The organism is Actinokineospora auranticolor, from assembly GCF_002934265.1.
In the GTDB taxonomy this organism is placed as follows: Bacteria; Actinomycetota; Actinomycetes; order Mycobacteriales; family Pseudonocardiaceae; genus Actinokineospora; species Actinokineospora auranticolor.
In genome coordinates this window covers 1-14241 of the sequence record NZ_PTIX01000024.1, presented here as the reverse complement: position 1 = coordinate 14241, position 14241 = coordinate 1, and the positions used below count along the sequence as shown (strand labels likewise).

Below are 14241 nucleotides of genomic sequence, written 5' to 3'. Positions count from 1 at the left end.
GCCACTTTCCATGGGGTGTGGGAACAAAGCGGCCTACCCAATGGTCTGTACCCATTGTCGGTGCCTGACCTGCGATGGGGGTTGTCGAGACTCCCGCGACCTTGCGTGAAGTGAGCGGGTTTCAGTTTTGGGTTCGCGGAACTCCACGATCGCGGGTAGCGAGATTTCGATCTTCCGTTGACCGGCGGAGTTCGCGCGCCCGCGGTATCCGTATCCGGTCGGTGGCGAATTGGCTGATCGGGTCGGGTGCCGCCCGCTCAGCCGAGCTCTTCGGCGAGTCCGACGACGATGCCCTCGGGGCCGCGGACGTAGCAGAGCAGGAAACTGTCCTCGAACCGCACCAACTCCCCGACGAGCTCGGCGCCGTGCGCGCGGAGCCGGGCCACGGTGTCCTCGACGTCGTCGACGGCGAACATGACGCGCCGGATGCCCAGGGTGTTCGTCGGGGCGACGCGCGGCTCGGGGGCGATCGCGGTCGGGGTGTGGAACTTGGCCAGCTCGATGCGGCCGTGGCCGTCGGGGGTGCGCAGCATGGCGACGTCTTGGCGGACGTCGTCGAGCCCGATGACGCGCTCCGCCCAGCGGCCCTCGATCGGGCCCTTGCCCAGCAGCTCCATGCCGAGGTCGACGAAGAACGAGACCACCGCGTCCAGGTCGTCCACGACGATGAGCACGTTGTCCATCCGCTGGATCGCCACGGTGGTCTCCTCGGGTCCGGTGTTCCCGCCATCCTCGCGCACCAGGTCCTGGCGGGTGTTGTTCACGACGCGAGCAGATCGAACTGGAAGCCGACGACGAACAACGCGAACGCGGCCCAGCGGAGCGGGTAGCCGGGGTGGGTGCGGTCGAACGCCCTGGCCAGGCCGTTGACGGCAGGCAGCAGCAGGAATCGGGTCGCGGTGATCCAGAGGGCTATGGGGGCCGCGCCGACCAGGTACAGGGGCAACCTCTCGGCGTGCGCCATGATGCCGCGGCGGGTCTGTCCGCCCTGCTTGCGAACGACTCTCAAGAGCAGGAACCCCACCCCGAGCACGACCAGCAACGCCAGGACGGCACCGACGGGGCCCGACAGCAGCGCGGGGGTGACACCGATACCGGCCATGGCCTCGCGGGCGAAGATGGTCAGGAAGACCAGCAGGTAGTACATCACCAGGGTCACCGCGGTGACCATCATGACCGGCACCTCGAGCTTGTCGGCGAGCCGCCGCCACGACTGCCCGCGCAGCTCGGCGCCGAACGCGCGCAAGCGGTCGGGGCCGACCAGGTCGAGTACGACGGTCAGACCCGCCACGAACTGGAGCGCCTTCCCCGTTCGTCCCCAAGCGAGCAACGGCCAGCCCCACAGCCGCTCACCGCCCAACTGCTCGCCCGTCAACCAGCGGCTCCACAGCCCAAGCGGCTCGCGGACCAGGGTGTCGAAATGACGGCCCGCGAGTACGAGTGCCATCACGCCGAACCCGACCAGTGCCCAAGGCACGAAGCGTTTGCGCTCAGGGCTGTCGTTTTTCTCGGCCTTCGGCGGTTCTGACTGCGGTTCGACGGATTTTCGTAGAGGCGCCTCGGCCGCCACCGCGGGCCGCTGCGACATGGGCCTCTTCGGGTGTCCACTCACCGTCGGCGACCTCGCTTCTTTGGTGTTTCCTTCAAACTATCGCTAGTTCGTAGCGAACCTTGCCACAACTGATCGGTACACGCTACGTTTCGGCTCGATTGGCTCGAAGGCTCTCCGACTTGGGCGGAGTTGGTCCGCTATCGCTGGTACGTGGGCGCCGGTTGTCTTCCCCGCGCACGCGGGGTTGAGGAAATGCGAGCTTGTTTCGGGAGAATGTCGGATGACTGGGTGTCCACCGGTGTGGGTGGCGTGGGGTAAAGCGGGCGCTGGGAAGTGTCATCCTCTTGTCTGCCACGTCCTTGATACGGCGGCCGTCGCGGGGGCGGTGCTCGTTCACGTCCTCGGTCCGCAGGCGCGCAATGAACTGCTCGCCACGTTCGCGCCGTTGGGCGACGCCGAGGGGTGGGTGGCTCTCCTGTGCGGGCTGCACGACATCGGCAAGTACTCGCCCGCGTTCCAGGCGGTCAACGCGGATCTCGCTGGTGCGCGGTTCGGTGCGGGTGCGGAGAAAGATCTTCGGCGGGTGGCCAAGCAGAAGGGGGTCGCTCGGCGGGATACGCCGCACGGGTTGGTGACGGCGATGGCGGTGCGGGAGTCGCTGATCGAGTGGGGTGCCGACTTCGGCACCGCCGACTACATCGCGGTGGCACTCGGCGGGCATCACGGGTACTTCCCGGACGCCGCGGCCGTGCGGCAAGCCCGCAGGGAGGTGAACAACCACGGCGAGTCGACTTGGCGGGGCTGGCGTGACGGGCTCGTCCGGGATGTCGTGCGGTTGCGCGGTCTCCCCCACCCGGAAACGGTGCCGTGGCGGGATGTCCGTGTCTCGCCGGTGGCGGCCGTGGTGCTCGCCGCGGTGACGACGATCAGCGACTGGATCGCGTCCGATGTTTCGAACTTCCCGTACAACGACACCACGGACATCCAGACCTACGCCGACTCCACCGGGGCGTTGGCGGCCAAGACGGTGGAACGGCTCGGGCTGACCGCGTGGCGGCCACCGGTGACCTTCGCCGAACTGTTCCCCGGGGCGCCGAAGCCGCGGCCGGTGCAGGCGGTGGTCGAGGAACTGACCCGGGCTGTCGACGGTCCCACCATGCTGCTCATCGAGGCACCCACCGGCGAGGGCAAGACCAGAGCCGGGTTGCAGGCCGCGGCCGCGATGGTGCGGAGGTTGGCGCTCTCGGGCATCTACGTCGCCCTGCCGACCAAGGCGACCAGCAAGCAGACCTGGGAGGAAGTGGCGGAGTTGGCCGGGCCGGTCCCCGTCCAGTTGGCGCACTCGGGGGCCGAGGAAGTCCTCGCCGAACTCATGACCGAGCCCAGGGGCGTCGGTGTGGACGAACCCGGAGACGGCGACCTGGCGGCGCTGGAGTGGTTCACCCGGAAGCGGAACCTGCTGACGACGATCGGAGTCGGCACCATTGACCAGGCGCTGAAGGGGGCCATTCGGTCCGGGCACGTGTTCGTGCGGCTGGCCGCGTTGACCAACAAGGTCGTGGTGATCGATGAAGCCCACGCCTACGACACCTATATGTCCACTTTGCTCGATCGGCTGCTGATCTGGTTGGGCAGACTGGGGGTCTCGGTTGTGGTCCAGTCGGCCACCTTGCCCGCGGGGCGGCGACGCGATCTGGTAGCGGCTTGGCAGGCCGGGTTGTCGCGGTGCCTACCCGCCGAAGTTCCGCCGATCCCGGACGGTGGCGACTCCCCGCGCGTCACCCGTGTGGACCGGGTCGCGGTGGTGTCGCGGGGCAGTGGCGTGTCGGCGCTGAACAGCGGCCGGACGATCAAGCTCAAGCGGGTGGCGGACGACGAGGTCGTGGACTGGGCGTTGGACCGTGTCGCCGACGGGGGAAGCGCCGTGGTGGTGCACAACCTGGTCCGTCGGGTCGAGCAGACGTGCGACGCGTTGGCCGAGCGGGTCAAGGCGATGCCCGCGGGCGAGAGGCCGGAGCTGATCGTGATCACCGGGCGGCTCCCCGCGGGTGCGCGCCGGGTGGTTGAGGACGAGTTGAAGGCCAAGTTCGGTGCGGATGGCACCAGGCCACGGGCGATCGTGATCGGCACCCAGGTGCTCGAACAGGGCCTTGATCTGGACTTCGACGCGATGCTGACCGACCTCGCCCCGATCGACTGGATCATCCAGCGCGCGGGGCGCCTGCACCGCCACGCCGTGCGCGGGGTGCCCGAGCTGGCCGTCGCCGGGGTGGAGGACACCGCGGACGGGCCGCGGTTCCCCAGCTACCTCGGCGGTGTCTACGAGCCCATGGTCATGATGCGCACCTGGGCGTTGCTGCGGGAACGCGAATCGCTGTCCCTGCCCGGCGAGGTGCCCGCACTGGTCGACGCGCTCTACGGGGACGACGACGCGGTCGCGTGCCCTGTCGGGTGGGAGGAGCGCTGGCGGGAGGCCGAGGCGCGGCTGGTGCGGGCACGGGATAGGTCAAAGCACAGCGGAAGACTGATGTACCTGCCGCTCCCGCATGCCGTGAACCACCTCAGCGAGCTGACCAAGAACAGCAAGAGCACGAGCCGCACCAGGGAGAACGGTAGGAAGTCATGAACTCCGGCAGCGGAGACGACTCCGATCCGCACGTCGACGTCGTGCTGGTGCGAACGGGGCGCGACGGCTGGGCGACACCCGTGGGTGGGGCCGCCGAGGTCGTGCTCACCGACCCCGGGCCGCCCGATGCCACCATCGTCGCCGAGCTGCTGGCCGCGGCCGTGCGGTTGGTGTCCGATGTGGATTTGCCGGACGAGGTGGTCTGGGCGATCGAGGACAGCCCGACGCCGGAGTTGTTCCGCCGATCTCCGTGGCTGCACCGGCACAAGGTGCTGGTTCTGCGGGACGGCCGGTGTGCGGTCGATGGGCATGTGCTGGTCTACGACCCCGTGTCCGGGATCCGCGTGGTGGAAGTCGGGGCGGAGCCGGAGAGTGAACCCGGATTCGACCTGGGGCGTGAACCGTGGATCCCGGTGGTCACCGTCGACGGTGACCAAGAGTTCGTCGGCATCGAGGACGTCATCCTTCGCGCGCACGAACTCCGCCGGATCGCCGCCGAGGCCCCGACGATGACGGCCGCGCTCCACCGGCTGATCCTCGCCGTGTTCCACCGGGTCTACGGGCCGCCGAGCGAGAACGCGTGGGCTGAGCTGTGGTCCGCCGACGCGTTCGCGGAGGAGCCGGTGCGGGATTACCTGCGGCGGCACGAGTTCGACCTGTTCCACCCGAAGCTGCCCTTCATGCAGTGTGCGGCGCTCGCGAGCCTCCCTCCCGCCACGCCGGGAAAACTCGTCCCCTACCGTGCCGTCGGCAACAACGTGACGCTCTTCGACCACACAACGGCCACCGACCGCTTGCTGCTCACACCGGCGGAAGCCGCGCGGTGGCTCGTCACGACCCAGGCGTTCGACCCCGGGGGGATGAAGACCCCGTACGAGAAGGACAAGTCGTCGGAGCGGGCGCCCTGCAACGGGTTCGGTGTGGTACTCGTGGAAGGGGCGACGCTGAAGGAGACGTTGCTGCTCAACGCCATCGTCTACCGGCCCCTTGACGAGCTTCCACCGATGACCACCGCTGAGGACCACCCGGTCTGGGAATCGGCGACTGGCCCGGCACCGACCCCCGACCGACGCACACCACGAGGCTGGACGGACCTGCTCACTTGGCCGTCGCGAAGAGTCCTGCTCTCCACCACACGCGTTGACGGGGAGTTGAAGGTGGATGGCGTGGTCCTCACGCCCGGAACGCGGCTCTCCGCGAGCGGGCCCGACGAGGAGAAGATGGCGGCGTACCGGAAGCCGCGCGGCCCCAGGGGAAAGCCCAAACAGGACGCGCCGATGTACGCGGTTCGGTTGGACGCGGTGCGCCGGATCTGGCGGCACAGCGTCGAACTCTTCACCGTGGACAACTGGCAGGAAGGTCGTAGCAGGCAACGGCCGCCCGCGCTCGACCAGATCGACACTCTGGTCGAGCGGGGGGCGATCTACCGGAGCGCCGTCTACACCCTGCGGGTCTTCGGACAGCGGCTCGACTCGAAGGCGTCAGTCGTGGAGGCGTGGCTGGAGGACGAGGTGTCAGCGCCCGTCGCCCTCATGCGCGCGACGCGAAGCGAGCGGTTCAGCGGGTTCATGGGGGCGGCCATCATGGTGGCCGACGACGCCGGTTCCGCGTTGCGCGCGTTGCAGTCCGAGTTCCGCAGCGAGCTGCGTGGCAGCCAGGCGAACCCGATCGACCTGTCGTTCTGGCCGCGCCTGGGCCGACCGTTCGACACCTTCCTCCGAGGCCTCGCCGAAGCCGAGGTGAACCGCCGCGCGGACACGCCCGTGGCCGATCAATGGGTCCACGTGGTCACCGAAGCCGCGACCGAGACGGCAGACCGCTGGTTGCGGGGAACGCAGACCGAGCCGACGAAGCTGGTGGTGCTCGGCAGGCACGACAAGCAGTTCCGCGACCGCCTCACCGCCGCGAAGCAGCGGTTCCGGGCCGACGCCGCGGCGTTCATCAAAGGCGAAGGGGAGGAGCGGTGACCAAGCCCCGCGAGAGTTACGTCAACCACCTGTACGGCCTCGGCAACTGTCTGACATCGCGGAACTCGACGTTGGTCGCGCGGTCGCGTCGGGACTTGGCCTTGTTGCGCAACAGTTTCGTGCCGGGCAGGCAGTTCGCGGCCTATGAGATCGTGTTCCGCAACGGTGCGCCCGATGACGAGGTGGAGCAGGAGGTGTGGTTGCTGGTAGGTGCTCTGTACGCCCTGCACCCGCTCACCAAGGGGGCGCGCGGGACGCTCGGCGCCTCGATGGGCCAGTTGGCCAAGAAGATCGGCGATGGGTCGTCCGTCGGCAGGCGGTTCGCTCAGCTCCTCGCCCGTGACCGGGCCGGGTTGCCGCACCACCTGCGCCAGGCCGTTCGGCTGCTTTCCGCGCACAGCACCCCGGTCAACTACCACCGCCTGCTCGACGACCTCACCGTGCTGCTCGGTCGGGACCACCTCGGCGACCGGGCGGGTGCCATCCGGTTGCGGTGGGCCCGCGAGTACCACGTGGCACCGACCACCGACACCCCGGAGACCACCCAGTGATCATCGAGTTGCACCTGCTCCAGTCGTTCCCGGTCAGCAACCTGAACCGCGACGACACCGGTCAGCCCAAGACCGCCACGTTCGGCGGCCACCTGCGCGGGCGGGTGTCGAGCCAGAGCATCAAGCGCGCGGCGCGGGACCTGTTCACCGAGTACGGGCTTGACCGCTCGGAGACGGCGGTGCGCACCAAACGCTTGTTGGACAAGACAACCGACGCCTTGGTCCGCGAGCAACGGGACGAGGACGAGGCCAAGGCCGTGGTGCGGACCGCGCTGTCGCAGCTCGGGTTCGGGGTCGACGAGAAGGGGCTGACCCAGTACCTGCTGTTCGTCAGCCAGGCCGCGATCGGGCACCTCACCGCGTACTGCCGGGAGAACTGGGACGCCCTCAAGGCGCTCGGTGCCACCAAGGGGGCCGGTAAATCGACCAAGGCCAAACTGGACAGAGCGGGGCAGGCCGAGACGCAGCGGATCCTGGACGCGACCCGGGCCGCGGACATCGCGTTGTTCGGGCGGATGATCGCCGACATCAAAGACCTCAACGTCGACGCCGCATCCCAGGTGGCGCACGCGATCTCCACGCACGTCGTGGTCAACGAGTTCGACTTCTACACCGCCGTCGACGACCTGAAGCCGCGGGGCGAGTCGGGGGCGGACATGATCGGCACGGTCGACTTCAACGCCGCCTGCTACTACCGCTACGCCAACGTCGACCTGAAGCGGCTCACCGAGAACCTCGGCGACGACGTCGACCTGGCGGGCCGGGCCGCCGCCGCGTGGTTGTCGGCGTTCGTCAACGCCGTGCCCAGTGGGAAGCAGAACTCCACGGCCGCCCGCACGATGCCCGACACGCTGCTGGGCGTCGTGCGCGAGCGCGGCGCGTGGAACCTGGCCAACGCGTTCCTGCGGCCGGTGGCGGACCACGACGTCATGGCCGCGTCGACCGCGCGGTTGGTCGAGCACTTCGGCAAGCTGCGCGGTTTCTACGGCGCGGGCCAGATCCGCTCGGCGACCGCCGCGTCCGTGTCCGGTGACCTCGGGGAGCCCGCGGGCGTCCGGGTCGTGACGTCGATCGACGAGTTCACCTCGACCGTGCTCGCGGGCGCGGGGGTGTGAGGCGTGGCCGAGCGCACGGCGGCGCTGGCGCTGCGCTTCGACGCGCCGATGCAGTCCTGGGGTGTCCGCTCGCGCGGGATCATCCGGGACACCACCGCGGAGCCCACCAAGTCCGGTGTGGTCGGTGTGCTGGCCGCGGCGCTCGGCTACGAGCGCGACGACCGCGAGCGCATCGCCGAACTGGCCCGGCTGGCGCTGGCCGTCCGGGTCGACCGCGAAGGCGTGCTCGAACGCGACTACCACACCGCGGGGAACGTGCCGACGACCCAGGGGACCGGTCGCCGGACGGTGGTCAGCGAGCGCTACTACCTCGCCGACGCGCTGTTCCTGGTGGTGCTGGAGGGCCGGGCCGCGGTGCTGGACCGGGTCGCCGCCGCGGTCGAGGAGCCGCGCTGGCCGCTGTTCTTCGGCCGCCGCGCCTACGTCCCGGCCAGTCCGCTGCTGATCGACACCGGGCCCGTCGACCGCGCCGCGGCCGAGGTCCTGGCCGACCACCGGTGGCTGGAGTCCCGGACCCGGCTCGCGCCCGCGGAGCTGCGCACGGTGGTCGAGTGCCCGCCCGGGGACCCGAACGCGGAGACCCGGCACGACCACCCGATCAGCTTCGCCCACGGCGACCGGCGGTTCGCCCCGCGGACCGTGCGCGTCGGCTCGGTGCCGCTGACCGACGACATGATCACCGGAGGCAAGCCGTGTTCCTGACCAAGCTCACCATCGACCCGCGCTCGACGGCGTTCCGCCGCGACGCCGCGGACGTGCACAACATGCACCGCACCGTGATGTCTGCCTACCCGGAGCTGCCCGAGACGGAGACCTACCGGCAGTCCCACGGCGTGCTGTGGCGGCTGGAGGCAGGCCGGACCGGGGTAGTCCAATATGTACAGAGCCGCACCCGTCCGGAATGGACCGGGTTGCCGGACGGGCACCTGCTGGCGCCCGCCCAGGTCCGGCCGTTGGACCCGGTGCTGGAGTCGATCGCGCCCGGCAGGCGGTTCGCCTTCCGGCTGCTGGCCAACCCGACCCGCTGCGTCCGGCCCGTCGCCGACCGCGGCGCGCGCAAACGCGTCCCGCACCGCGAGCCGGTCGCGTGGCTGGCGGCCCAGGGCGCGCGGCACGGGTTCGTCATCCCCGTGACGGGGAACGGCGATCCGGACGTGGTCGCGGTCGCCGTGCCGCTGCTGGTCGGCCGGAAGTCGGCGCGGCGGATCACCGTTCAGCCGGTGCGGTTCGACGGGCACCTGGTGGTGACCGACGCGACGGCGTTCGCCGAGGCCGTGGTGGCGGGGGTCGGTCGCGCCAAGTCCTACGGGTGCGGACTGCTGAGCCTCGCTCCACCACGCGCTCGGGAATGACCCGCTACTCGGGCAGGGCGGCCAGTTGGAGTTCGACGCGGGTGGCGTCGGCGGCGCGGTTCAGGAGTTGGTAGGTCCGCAGAGACTCCGTCCAGGCTTCGCGGGCTTGGTCGTGGTGGCCCAGCGCCAGGTGGGGATGGCCGATTCCGTCCAGTGTGGACGCGATGCTGACGGTGTGGTCGAGTGACCGGTACAGCGCCAGTGCCTCGTCGTACCGGGTGATCGCAGTGCGGTGGTCGCCGGTGCGGTGGGCGATCAGCGCGAGACAGTCGAGGACATCGGCTTCGCCGTCCTTCTGGTCCTGGGCCTGGTGCAGGGGAAGGGCCGCCGCGCAGAACCGCTCGGCCTGGTCGTGGTCGCCGCGTCTGGTGTGGATCAGGCCGAGGGTGCCCAGGGCGTTGGCGATACCGGACTCGGCACCGGTCTCGCGGTAGATCCCCAGTGCCGCGGTGACCTCACCGGCGGCGCGGTCGTGGTCGGACAGGCGCATCCAGGCGCCGCCGAGCAGGTAGTGGGTGTTGGCGGCGCCGACCGTGTCGTCTGCCGCATACGCCATCCGCAACGCCTGCTGGAGGTGGTCGAGGGCGGGGCGGTGCTCGCCGAAGACCGAGTACGACCGGCCGATCGAGCGGTGCGCCCTGGCCTGGGTGGCGAGGTCGCCGAGGCGCGTCGCGGCGGCCAGACCGACGGTCCAGACCGCGATGTTGTCGCCCATGTGACCCCGGATCTGGTGGAACGTGTCCACCGCCCGCGCCAACTGCCACGCGGCGCGGTCCAGACCGAGGTCCGCCGCGGACTCCTGCGCGGCGGACAGGTTGAACCTGTTGCGGTCGAACCAGGTGCGCGTTTCGGCGGGGTCGACCAGCGGGGCCGCGCAGGACGCGGGATCCGGTGCGGCGAGGCTGATCCGGCGCCGCAGCGGGTTGAGGATGTGGTCACCCGCGGCTGCCGTGTGCAGGTAGTGGTCGATCACGCGACGGAGCGCGTCCTCGCGGTCGGACGGCGAGGCCTGGTCGCCCGCGTAGTGGCGGACCAGGTCGTGCATCCGGTACTGGTCGCCGCCGTCGTCGAGCAGCGACGCGCGAGCCAGCCCGCGCAGCAGCCACCGGGTCCGCGCGACCGGGGTACCGGCGAGGCTCGCGGCGGCGCGCAGCCCGATGTCCGGGCCCGGCGCGACACCCAGCAACGCGAACAGGCGGGCCTGCTCGGTGGTCAGCGCGGCGTAGGACCACGACAGGACGGCGGGCAGGCTCGCGGCGGCGTCCTCCTCGTCGAGGCCGTCCAGCCGCGCCTCCCGCAGCTCGGCCGCGAGCCCGGTCAGCGTCCGCTTCGGCTCCAGGCAGGCGCGGCCCGCGACGACGCTCAGCGCCAGCGGGTAGCCGCCGCAGCTGCCGAGCAGGTCGTCGACGGCGGCGGGCTCCGCGTGCGCGCGGCCCGGCCCGATCCGGGACACGAGCAGGGCGCGGGCGTCGTCCGGCGGCATGACGTCGACCGCGACGTGCGCGGCACCGTGCCCGACGACCAGGCCGGGGAGCCGGTTCCGGCTGGTCACCAGGACGGTGCAGGAGGCGTCGCCCGGCAGCAGCGGGACGACCTGGGCGGTGTCGACGGCGTTGTCCAGCACCACGAGAAGCCGCTTGCCCGCGACCAGGCTGCGGTAGAGGGCGGCTTGCGCGTGCGGGTGGATCGGCACGCGCTCGGCGTCGGCCCCGAAGGCGTCGATGAACCCCCGGATCGCGACGGCGGGTGGCATGGCGTCGCCGTCGGGGCTGAAGCCGCGCAGGTCGACGAAGAGCTGGCCGTCGGGGAACCGGTCGAGGTTGCGGTGCGCCCAGCGCAGGGCGAGCCAGGTCTTGCCGATCCCGCCCGCGCCGGCCAGCGCGGAGATCACGACGGTGCCGGTCCCGGCGGTCATGGCCGCGTCGAGCTGGGCCAGCTCGTCGGCGCGGCCGGTGAACTGGCGCGGGTTCGAGGGGAGCTGCCGGGGGAGCGGGGTGGGGGCGGACAGGTGCAGGTGGACGTCACCGGTGGTGATGACACCGGCCTGGACGAGCGACCCGATCGTGGTGGCGGTGACCTGGTTGACCACGGTCGGTACCGGTGGCTCCTCGGCGTTCCGCACGGCGCTCCTCACCCGGGTGGCCCTGCCCAGGATTGTCACGCACCGGCGAGACCCCGCCAACCGGATTCACGCGGCGAGCGGGACCTCGGGGGAGTTGTAGAGGGCGACGACGCCCCGGTCGGTGAGGCGGACGAGGTGGTCACCGGGCTCGACGGCGACCAGGCCGCGGTCGAGGAGGGTGCCGAGGGCGGCCGACTGCCAGCCGGGGAGGTCGCCCACGGGGCGGCCGTCGGGGCTGTTCCAGCGGAACCCCGACTGGAACGACACGGCGTTGTCGTAGACGTCGTACAGGGTCGACATCAGGTCGTCGTCGAACATCGTCCACTCCTCGACTGCCACGGCGTTCGTCGTCATGTGCCCATGGTGGCTCGGTGTGGAGGTGAAAGTGCTGGTCAGCACCCTTGTCGCCCTGGTTTCACACCTGTCCCGCTACCGGGCCTCGTCGACGACAACGAGCCGCTCCTCGACGTAGGTATCGAGGTCGTCGGCCAGCCACGGGTTGTGTGGGCGGAGCCGGTGGAGGCGGAAGGTGCCGCAGGTGTGGTTGGTGCTGACGACGCACCGGGTGGGGGGTGGATCCGGCCGGGCGTGGATGAGCCGGGTGAGTTCGATGGCGAAGGTCAGGCCCTGGCGGAGGAGGGTGAGCTGGTCCGCCTCGGAGATCCGGGGTTCGTAGTGCTCGGTGCGCCTGACCTCGACGGGGACGTGGTCCTCGAGGTGGAAGCTGTTGGCGGAGCACTCCCAGCCGGTCAAGTCGTCCGGGTCCGGGGCGGCAGTCCCGTGGTGGCGGGTGAGGACGGTGGTGTCGCCGAGGTGGACGACCCCTTCCCGAAGGCGTCGCCGGAGCGCTGGGGACAGGGGGACCTCGATGTGGTCACCGAGGGCTTCGCGGGCGAGGGCGTTGTAGCGGACGACCGGCATCAGGCGTCGGTCGCGAGCTTGACTCCCACTCCGATGAGGACGGTCGCGGTGACGCGGTCCAGCCACGCGCGGACGCGGTCGCGGAGCAGGAGCGCCCTCGCCTTGGTGGCCAGCAGGATCAGCACCGGGAACCAGACGAACGAGACGCCGATGTGGATGGCGACCAGCAGGGCGCCCCACGCGGCGGAGGCGGGGCCGGTGGGGAGGAACTGGGGGAGGATGCTGATGTAGAAGACACCGACCTTGGGGTTGAGCAGGTTGGTGACCATGCCCGCCCGCAGCGCGGCGAGGGGACGGGTGGACCTGGGGGCGGGAAGATCGGTACCCGGCTTTCGGTTGCGCGGCAACGAACTCCAGATCGCCCGACCACCCAACCAGACCAGGTACACCGCGCCCGCGATCCGGACCGCGTCGTAGGCCGCGCGGGAGGCCGCCAGCAGCGCGGTGAGCCCGGCCAGGCTCGCGGCACCCCACACCACGCACCCGGCCGCGATCCCGCCGACGGTCGCCAGGCCCGCGGCGCGACCGCCGAGCAGCGTGTGCCGCAGCACCAGCATGGTGTCGATCCCCGGCGTGATCACCCCGAGCGCGGCGATGAGCGTCCACGTGAGCAAGGTCGAAACGGACATACCAGCCCCCATCCCCAGCGTCGAACCCCGAGATGACACCACACCGCCGCCGCCCGGCGCCAGCCTGATTCCGAAGGGGCCTAGGAGGTTTCCGGCACATCGGACCGGCGGATCGTCAGCTTCGGTTGCCTACCCGGGTCCACCATCAGCACGAGGGCGCGCCTGATCTGTCCGATGTGGTCGATCAGGTCCTCGGTCGTGACTCGGCCATCCGAGACGCGAGGGACGTCGATGTGCCCGTAGGCGCCGTTGGTGGTCAGTTGGACGCCGAGACCGAAGTGGTGGGCGCACACGACCCGCACCTCCACCACCGTCCCCTCCGCGCTCATGTGCCCCCAACGGGACACCGGGAGGTCGTGGATATCGGTCATGGGGTCGGTACCTCGGCGAGGAAAGCCTTGATGGGCGGGGCGAAGGCGGTGGCCAGGTCCGCCGCGGTGCGCACGGTCGTCGTCAGCGCGTCGGCCAGGGTCGAGCGGGGGAGGGCGGCGGCCATGGCCCGGGCCACCGAGGGCGGGTGGCGGTGGTCGATGCCCGGGACGATCAGCGCGGGCGTGTCGACGGCCGCCAGTTCGTCGATGCTGGTGAGCAGCCGGTCGTGGCCGATGGCGGCCGCGGCGGCGATGCTGGCGGGCGTGGAACGGGGGATCGCCTCGGTGACGAGGGTCGTGATGACGGGTGCCAGGTGGGGGCGGAGCGACGCCCACGCGGCCTCGATGCCGGAGAGCCGGACGCGGGCGGCGAAGGCGTCGAGGTACGCGATCTCGGCGGCCTTCGTCTTGTCGTCCTCGACGTTCTCCACGCTGAGCAGGAGCGCGGCGCGGACCCTGGACGGGTGGCGGGCGCAGGTGCGCAGGGTGATGCTGGAGCCGAGTCCGGTGCCGCCGACCACGGCCGTGGCGAGGTCGAGGTGGTCGAGCAGCGCGACGACGTCGTCGGCGTAGGTGTTCCAGGTGTGGCGCGTCGGGTCGACGCAGACGGATCTCCCGTAGCCGCGCACATCGGGCAGGACGACCGTGTAGGCGTCCGCCAGGGCCCGGGCCAAGGGGATCAGGCTCTCGTGGTCAGGTCCGCCGCCGTGCATCAGGACGACGGGCGGGCCGCTGCCCAAGACCGCGGCGTGCAGCGGACAGCCGTCGGCGGCGTGGAAGGCGACAGGGGTCGTCACCCTTTCGACCATAGACACCAACACATCGGTGGTGGCTTCACCCGGTGCGTACGATTGGCCCGTCGAAGGGGGCGCGATGTCGTTCAGTTACTACCTGTACATCAGCGACAGCAAGGTCGACATGCTGTTGTCGCAGGTCAGTCTGAGGTGCTTCGAAGTTTCCGGACAGTGGACCAAGTAGAATTGGGTTCTCTGGAAGGAGACGGTTTTGGCGGGATCAAGGAGGAGTTTCTCTCGG

At 70.5% G+C, this 14241-nt stretch carries 15 protein-coding genes; 7 read left to right on the top strand and 8 right to left on the bottom strand.

Annotated elements, in window-relative coordinates:
* Nucleotides 1–257: 257 nt before the first annotated feature.
* Entirely contained in the window at nt 258–698 is a 441-nt protein-coding gene (locus CLV40_RS30085) for a VOC family protein (RefSeq protein WP_104482469.1), read from the bottom strand.
* Nucleotides 699–760: 62 nt separating this feature from the next.
* Nucleotides 761–1447 carry a hypothetical protein gene (locus CLV40_RS30080; protein WP_104482398.1) on the bottom strand — a complete coding sequence of 229 codons (687 nt, stop codon included), beginning with the start codon at nt 1445–1447 and terminating at the stop codon, nt 761–763.
* A 385-nt stretch (nt 1448–1832) separates the two neighbouring features.
* Between CLV40_RS30080 and CLV40_RS30075 the strand changes: the two genes are divergently transcribed.
* From CLV40_RS30075 to cas6e, 6 genes are read left to right on the top strand one after another with little or no spacing between them, the layout of a single operon-like run.
* The gene (locus tag CLV40_RS30075; protein WP_104482397.1) at nt 1833–4178 is read left to right on the top strand and encodes a CRISPR-associated helicase/endonuclease Cas3; all 2346 of its coding nucleotides are present in this window, start codon (nt 1833–1835) and stop codon (nt 4176–4178) included.
* Nucleotides 4175–6145: a type I-E CRISPR-associated protein Cse1/CasA gene (gene casA, locus CLV40_RS30070; RefSeq protein WP_104482396.1), complete on the top strand. Its 1971-nt coding sequence runs from the start codon at nt 4175–4177 to the stop codon at nt 6143–6145. Before CLV40_RS30075 ends, casA begins: the two co-directional genes overlap by 4 nt.
* Entirely contained in the window at nt 6142–6696 is a 555-nt protein-coding gene (gene casB, locus CLV40_RS30065; protein ID WP_181043823.1) for a type I-E CRISPR-associated protein Cse2/CasB, read from the top strand. Before casA ends, casB begins: the two co-directional genes overlap by 4 nt.
* The gene (cas7e, locus tag CLV40_RS30060) at nt 6693–7811 is read left to right on the top strand and encodes a type I-E CRISPR-associated protein Cas7/Cse4/CasC (RefSeq protein WP_104482394.1); all 1119 of its coding nucleotides are present in this window, start codon (nt 6693–6695) and stop codon (nt 7809–7811) included. The genes casB and cas7e overlap by 4 nt, the downstream gene beginning before the upstream one ends.
* A gap of 3 nt (nt 7812–7814) precedes the next feature.
* Nucleotides 7815–8513 carry a type I-E CRISPR-associated protein Cas5/CasD gene (gene cas5e / locus CLV40_RS30055; protein ID WP_245931657.1) on the top strand — a complete coding sequence of 233 codons (699 nt, stop codon included), beginning with the start codon at nt 7815–7817 and terminating at the stop codon, nt 8511–8513.
* Entirely contained in the window at nt 8504–9163 is a 660-nt protein-coding gene (cas6e, locus tag CLV40_RS30050; RefSeq protein ID WP_104482393.1) for a type I-E CRISPR-associated protein Cas6/Cse3/CasE, read from the top strand. Before cas5e ends, cas6e begins: the two co-directional genes overlap by 10 nt.
* A 4-nt stretch (nt 9164–9167) precedes the next feature.
* Here cas6e and CLV40_RS30045 read toward each other — a convergent pair whose 3' ends face one another.
* The 6 genes from CLV40_RS30045 to CLV40_RS30020 form a co-directional block, all read right to left on the bottom strand.
* A complete protein-coding gene (locus CLV40_RS30045; RefSeq protein WP_104482392.1) occupies nt 9168–11285 on the bottom strand; it encodes an ATP-binding protein in 2118 nt (705 codons plus the stop codon).
* A gap of 66 nt (nt 11286–11351) precedes the next feature.
* Nucleotides 11352–11639 carry a hypothetical protein gene (locus CLV40_RS30040; protein ID WP_146108292.1) on the bottom strand — a complete coding sequence of 96 codons (288 nt, stop codon included), beginning with the start codon at nt 11637–11639 and terminating at the stop codon, nt 11352–11354.
* A 75-nt stretch (nt 11640–11714) separates the two neighbouring features.
* On the bottom strand, nt 11715–12206 hold the full coding sequence (locus CLV40_RS30035; protein WP_104482390.1) for a hypothetical protein: 492 nt from the start codon (nt 12204–12206) through the stop codon (nt 11715–11717).
* Complete coding sequence (locus CLV40_RS30030) at nt 12206–12835, bottom strand: LysE family translocator (RefSeq protein ID WP_104482389.1); 630 nt, start codon at nt 12833–12835, stop codon at nt 12206–12208. Before CLV40_RS30030 ends, CLV40_RS30035 begins: the two co-directional genes overlap by 1 nt.
* Nucleotides 12836–12915: 80 nt before the next feature.
* A complete protein-coding gene (locus CLV40_RS30025) occupies nt 12916–13206 on the bottom strand; it encodes a hypothetical protein (protein ID WP_146108291.1) in 291 nt (96 codons plus the stop codon).
* Entirely contained in the window at nt 13203–14003 is an 801-nt protein-coding gene (locus tag CLV40_RS30020; RefSeq protein ID WP_245931656.1) for an alpha/beta fold hydrolase, read from the bottom strand. The genes CLV40_RS30025 and CLV40_RS30020 overlap by 4 nt, the downstream gene beginning before the upstream one ends.
* Nucleotides 14004–14079: 76 nt before the next feature.
* Between CLV40_RS30020 and CLV40_RS40905 the strand changes: the two genes are divergently transcribed.
* Nucleotides 14080–14184, top strand: a complete 105-nt coding sequence (locus tag CLV40_RS40905; RefSeq protein WP_374066568.1) for a DUF7019 family protein — start codon at nt 14080–14082, stop codon at nt 14182–14184.
* Nucleotides 14185–14241: the final 57 nt, after the last annotated feature.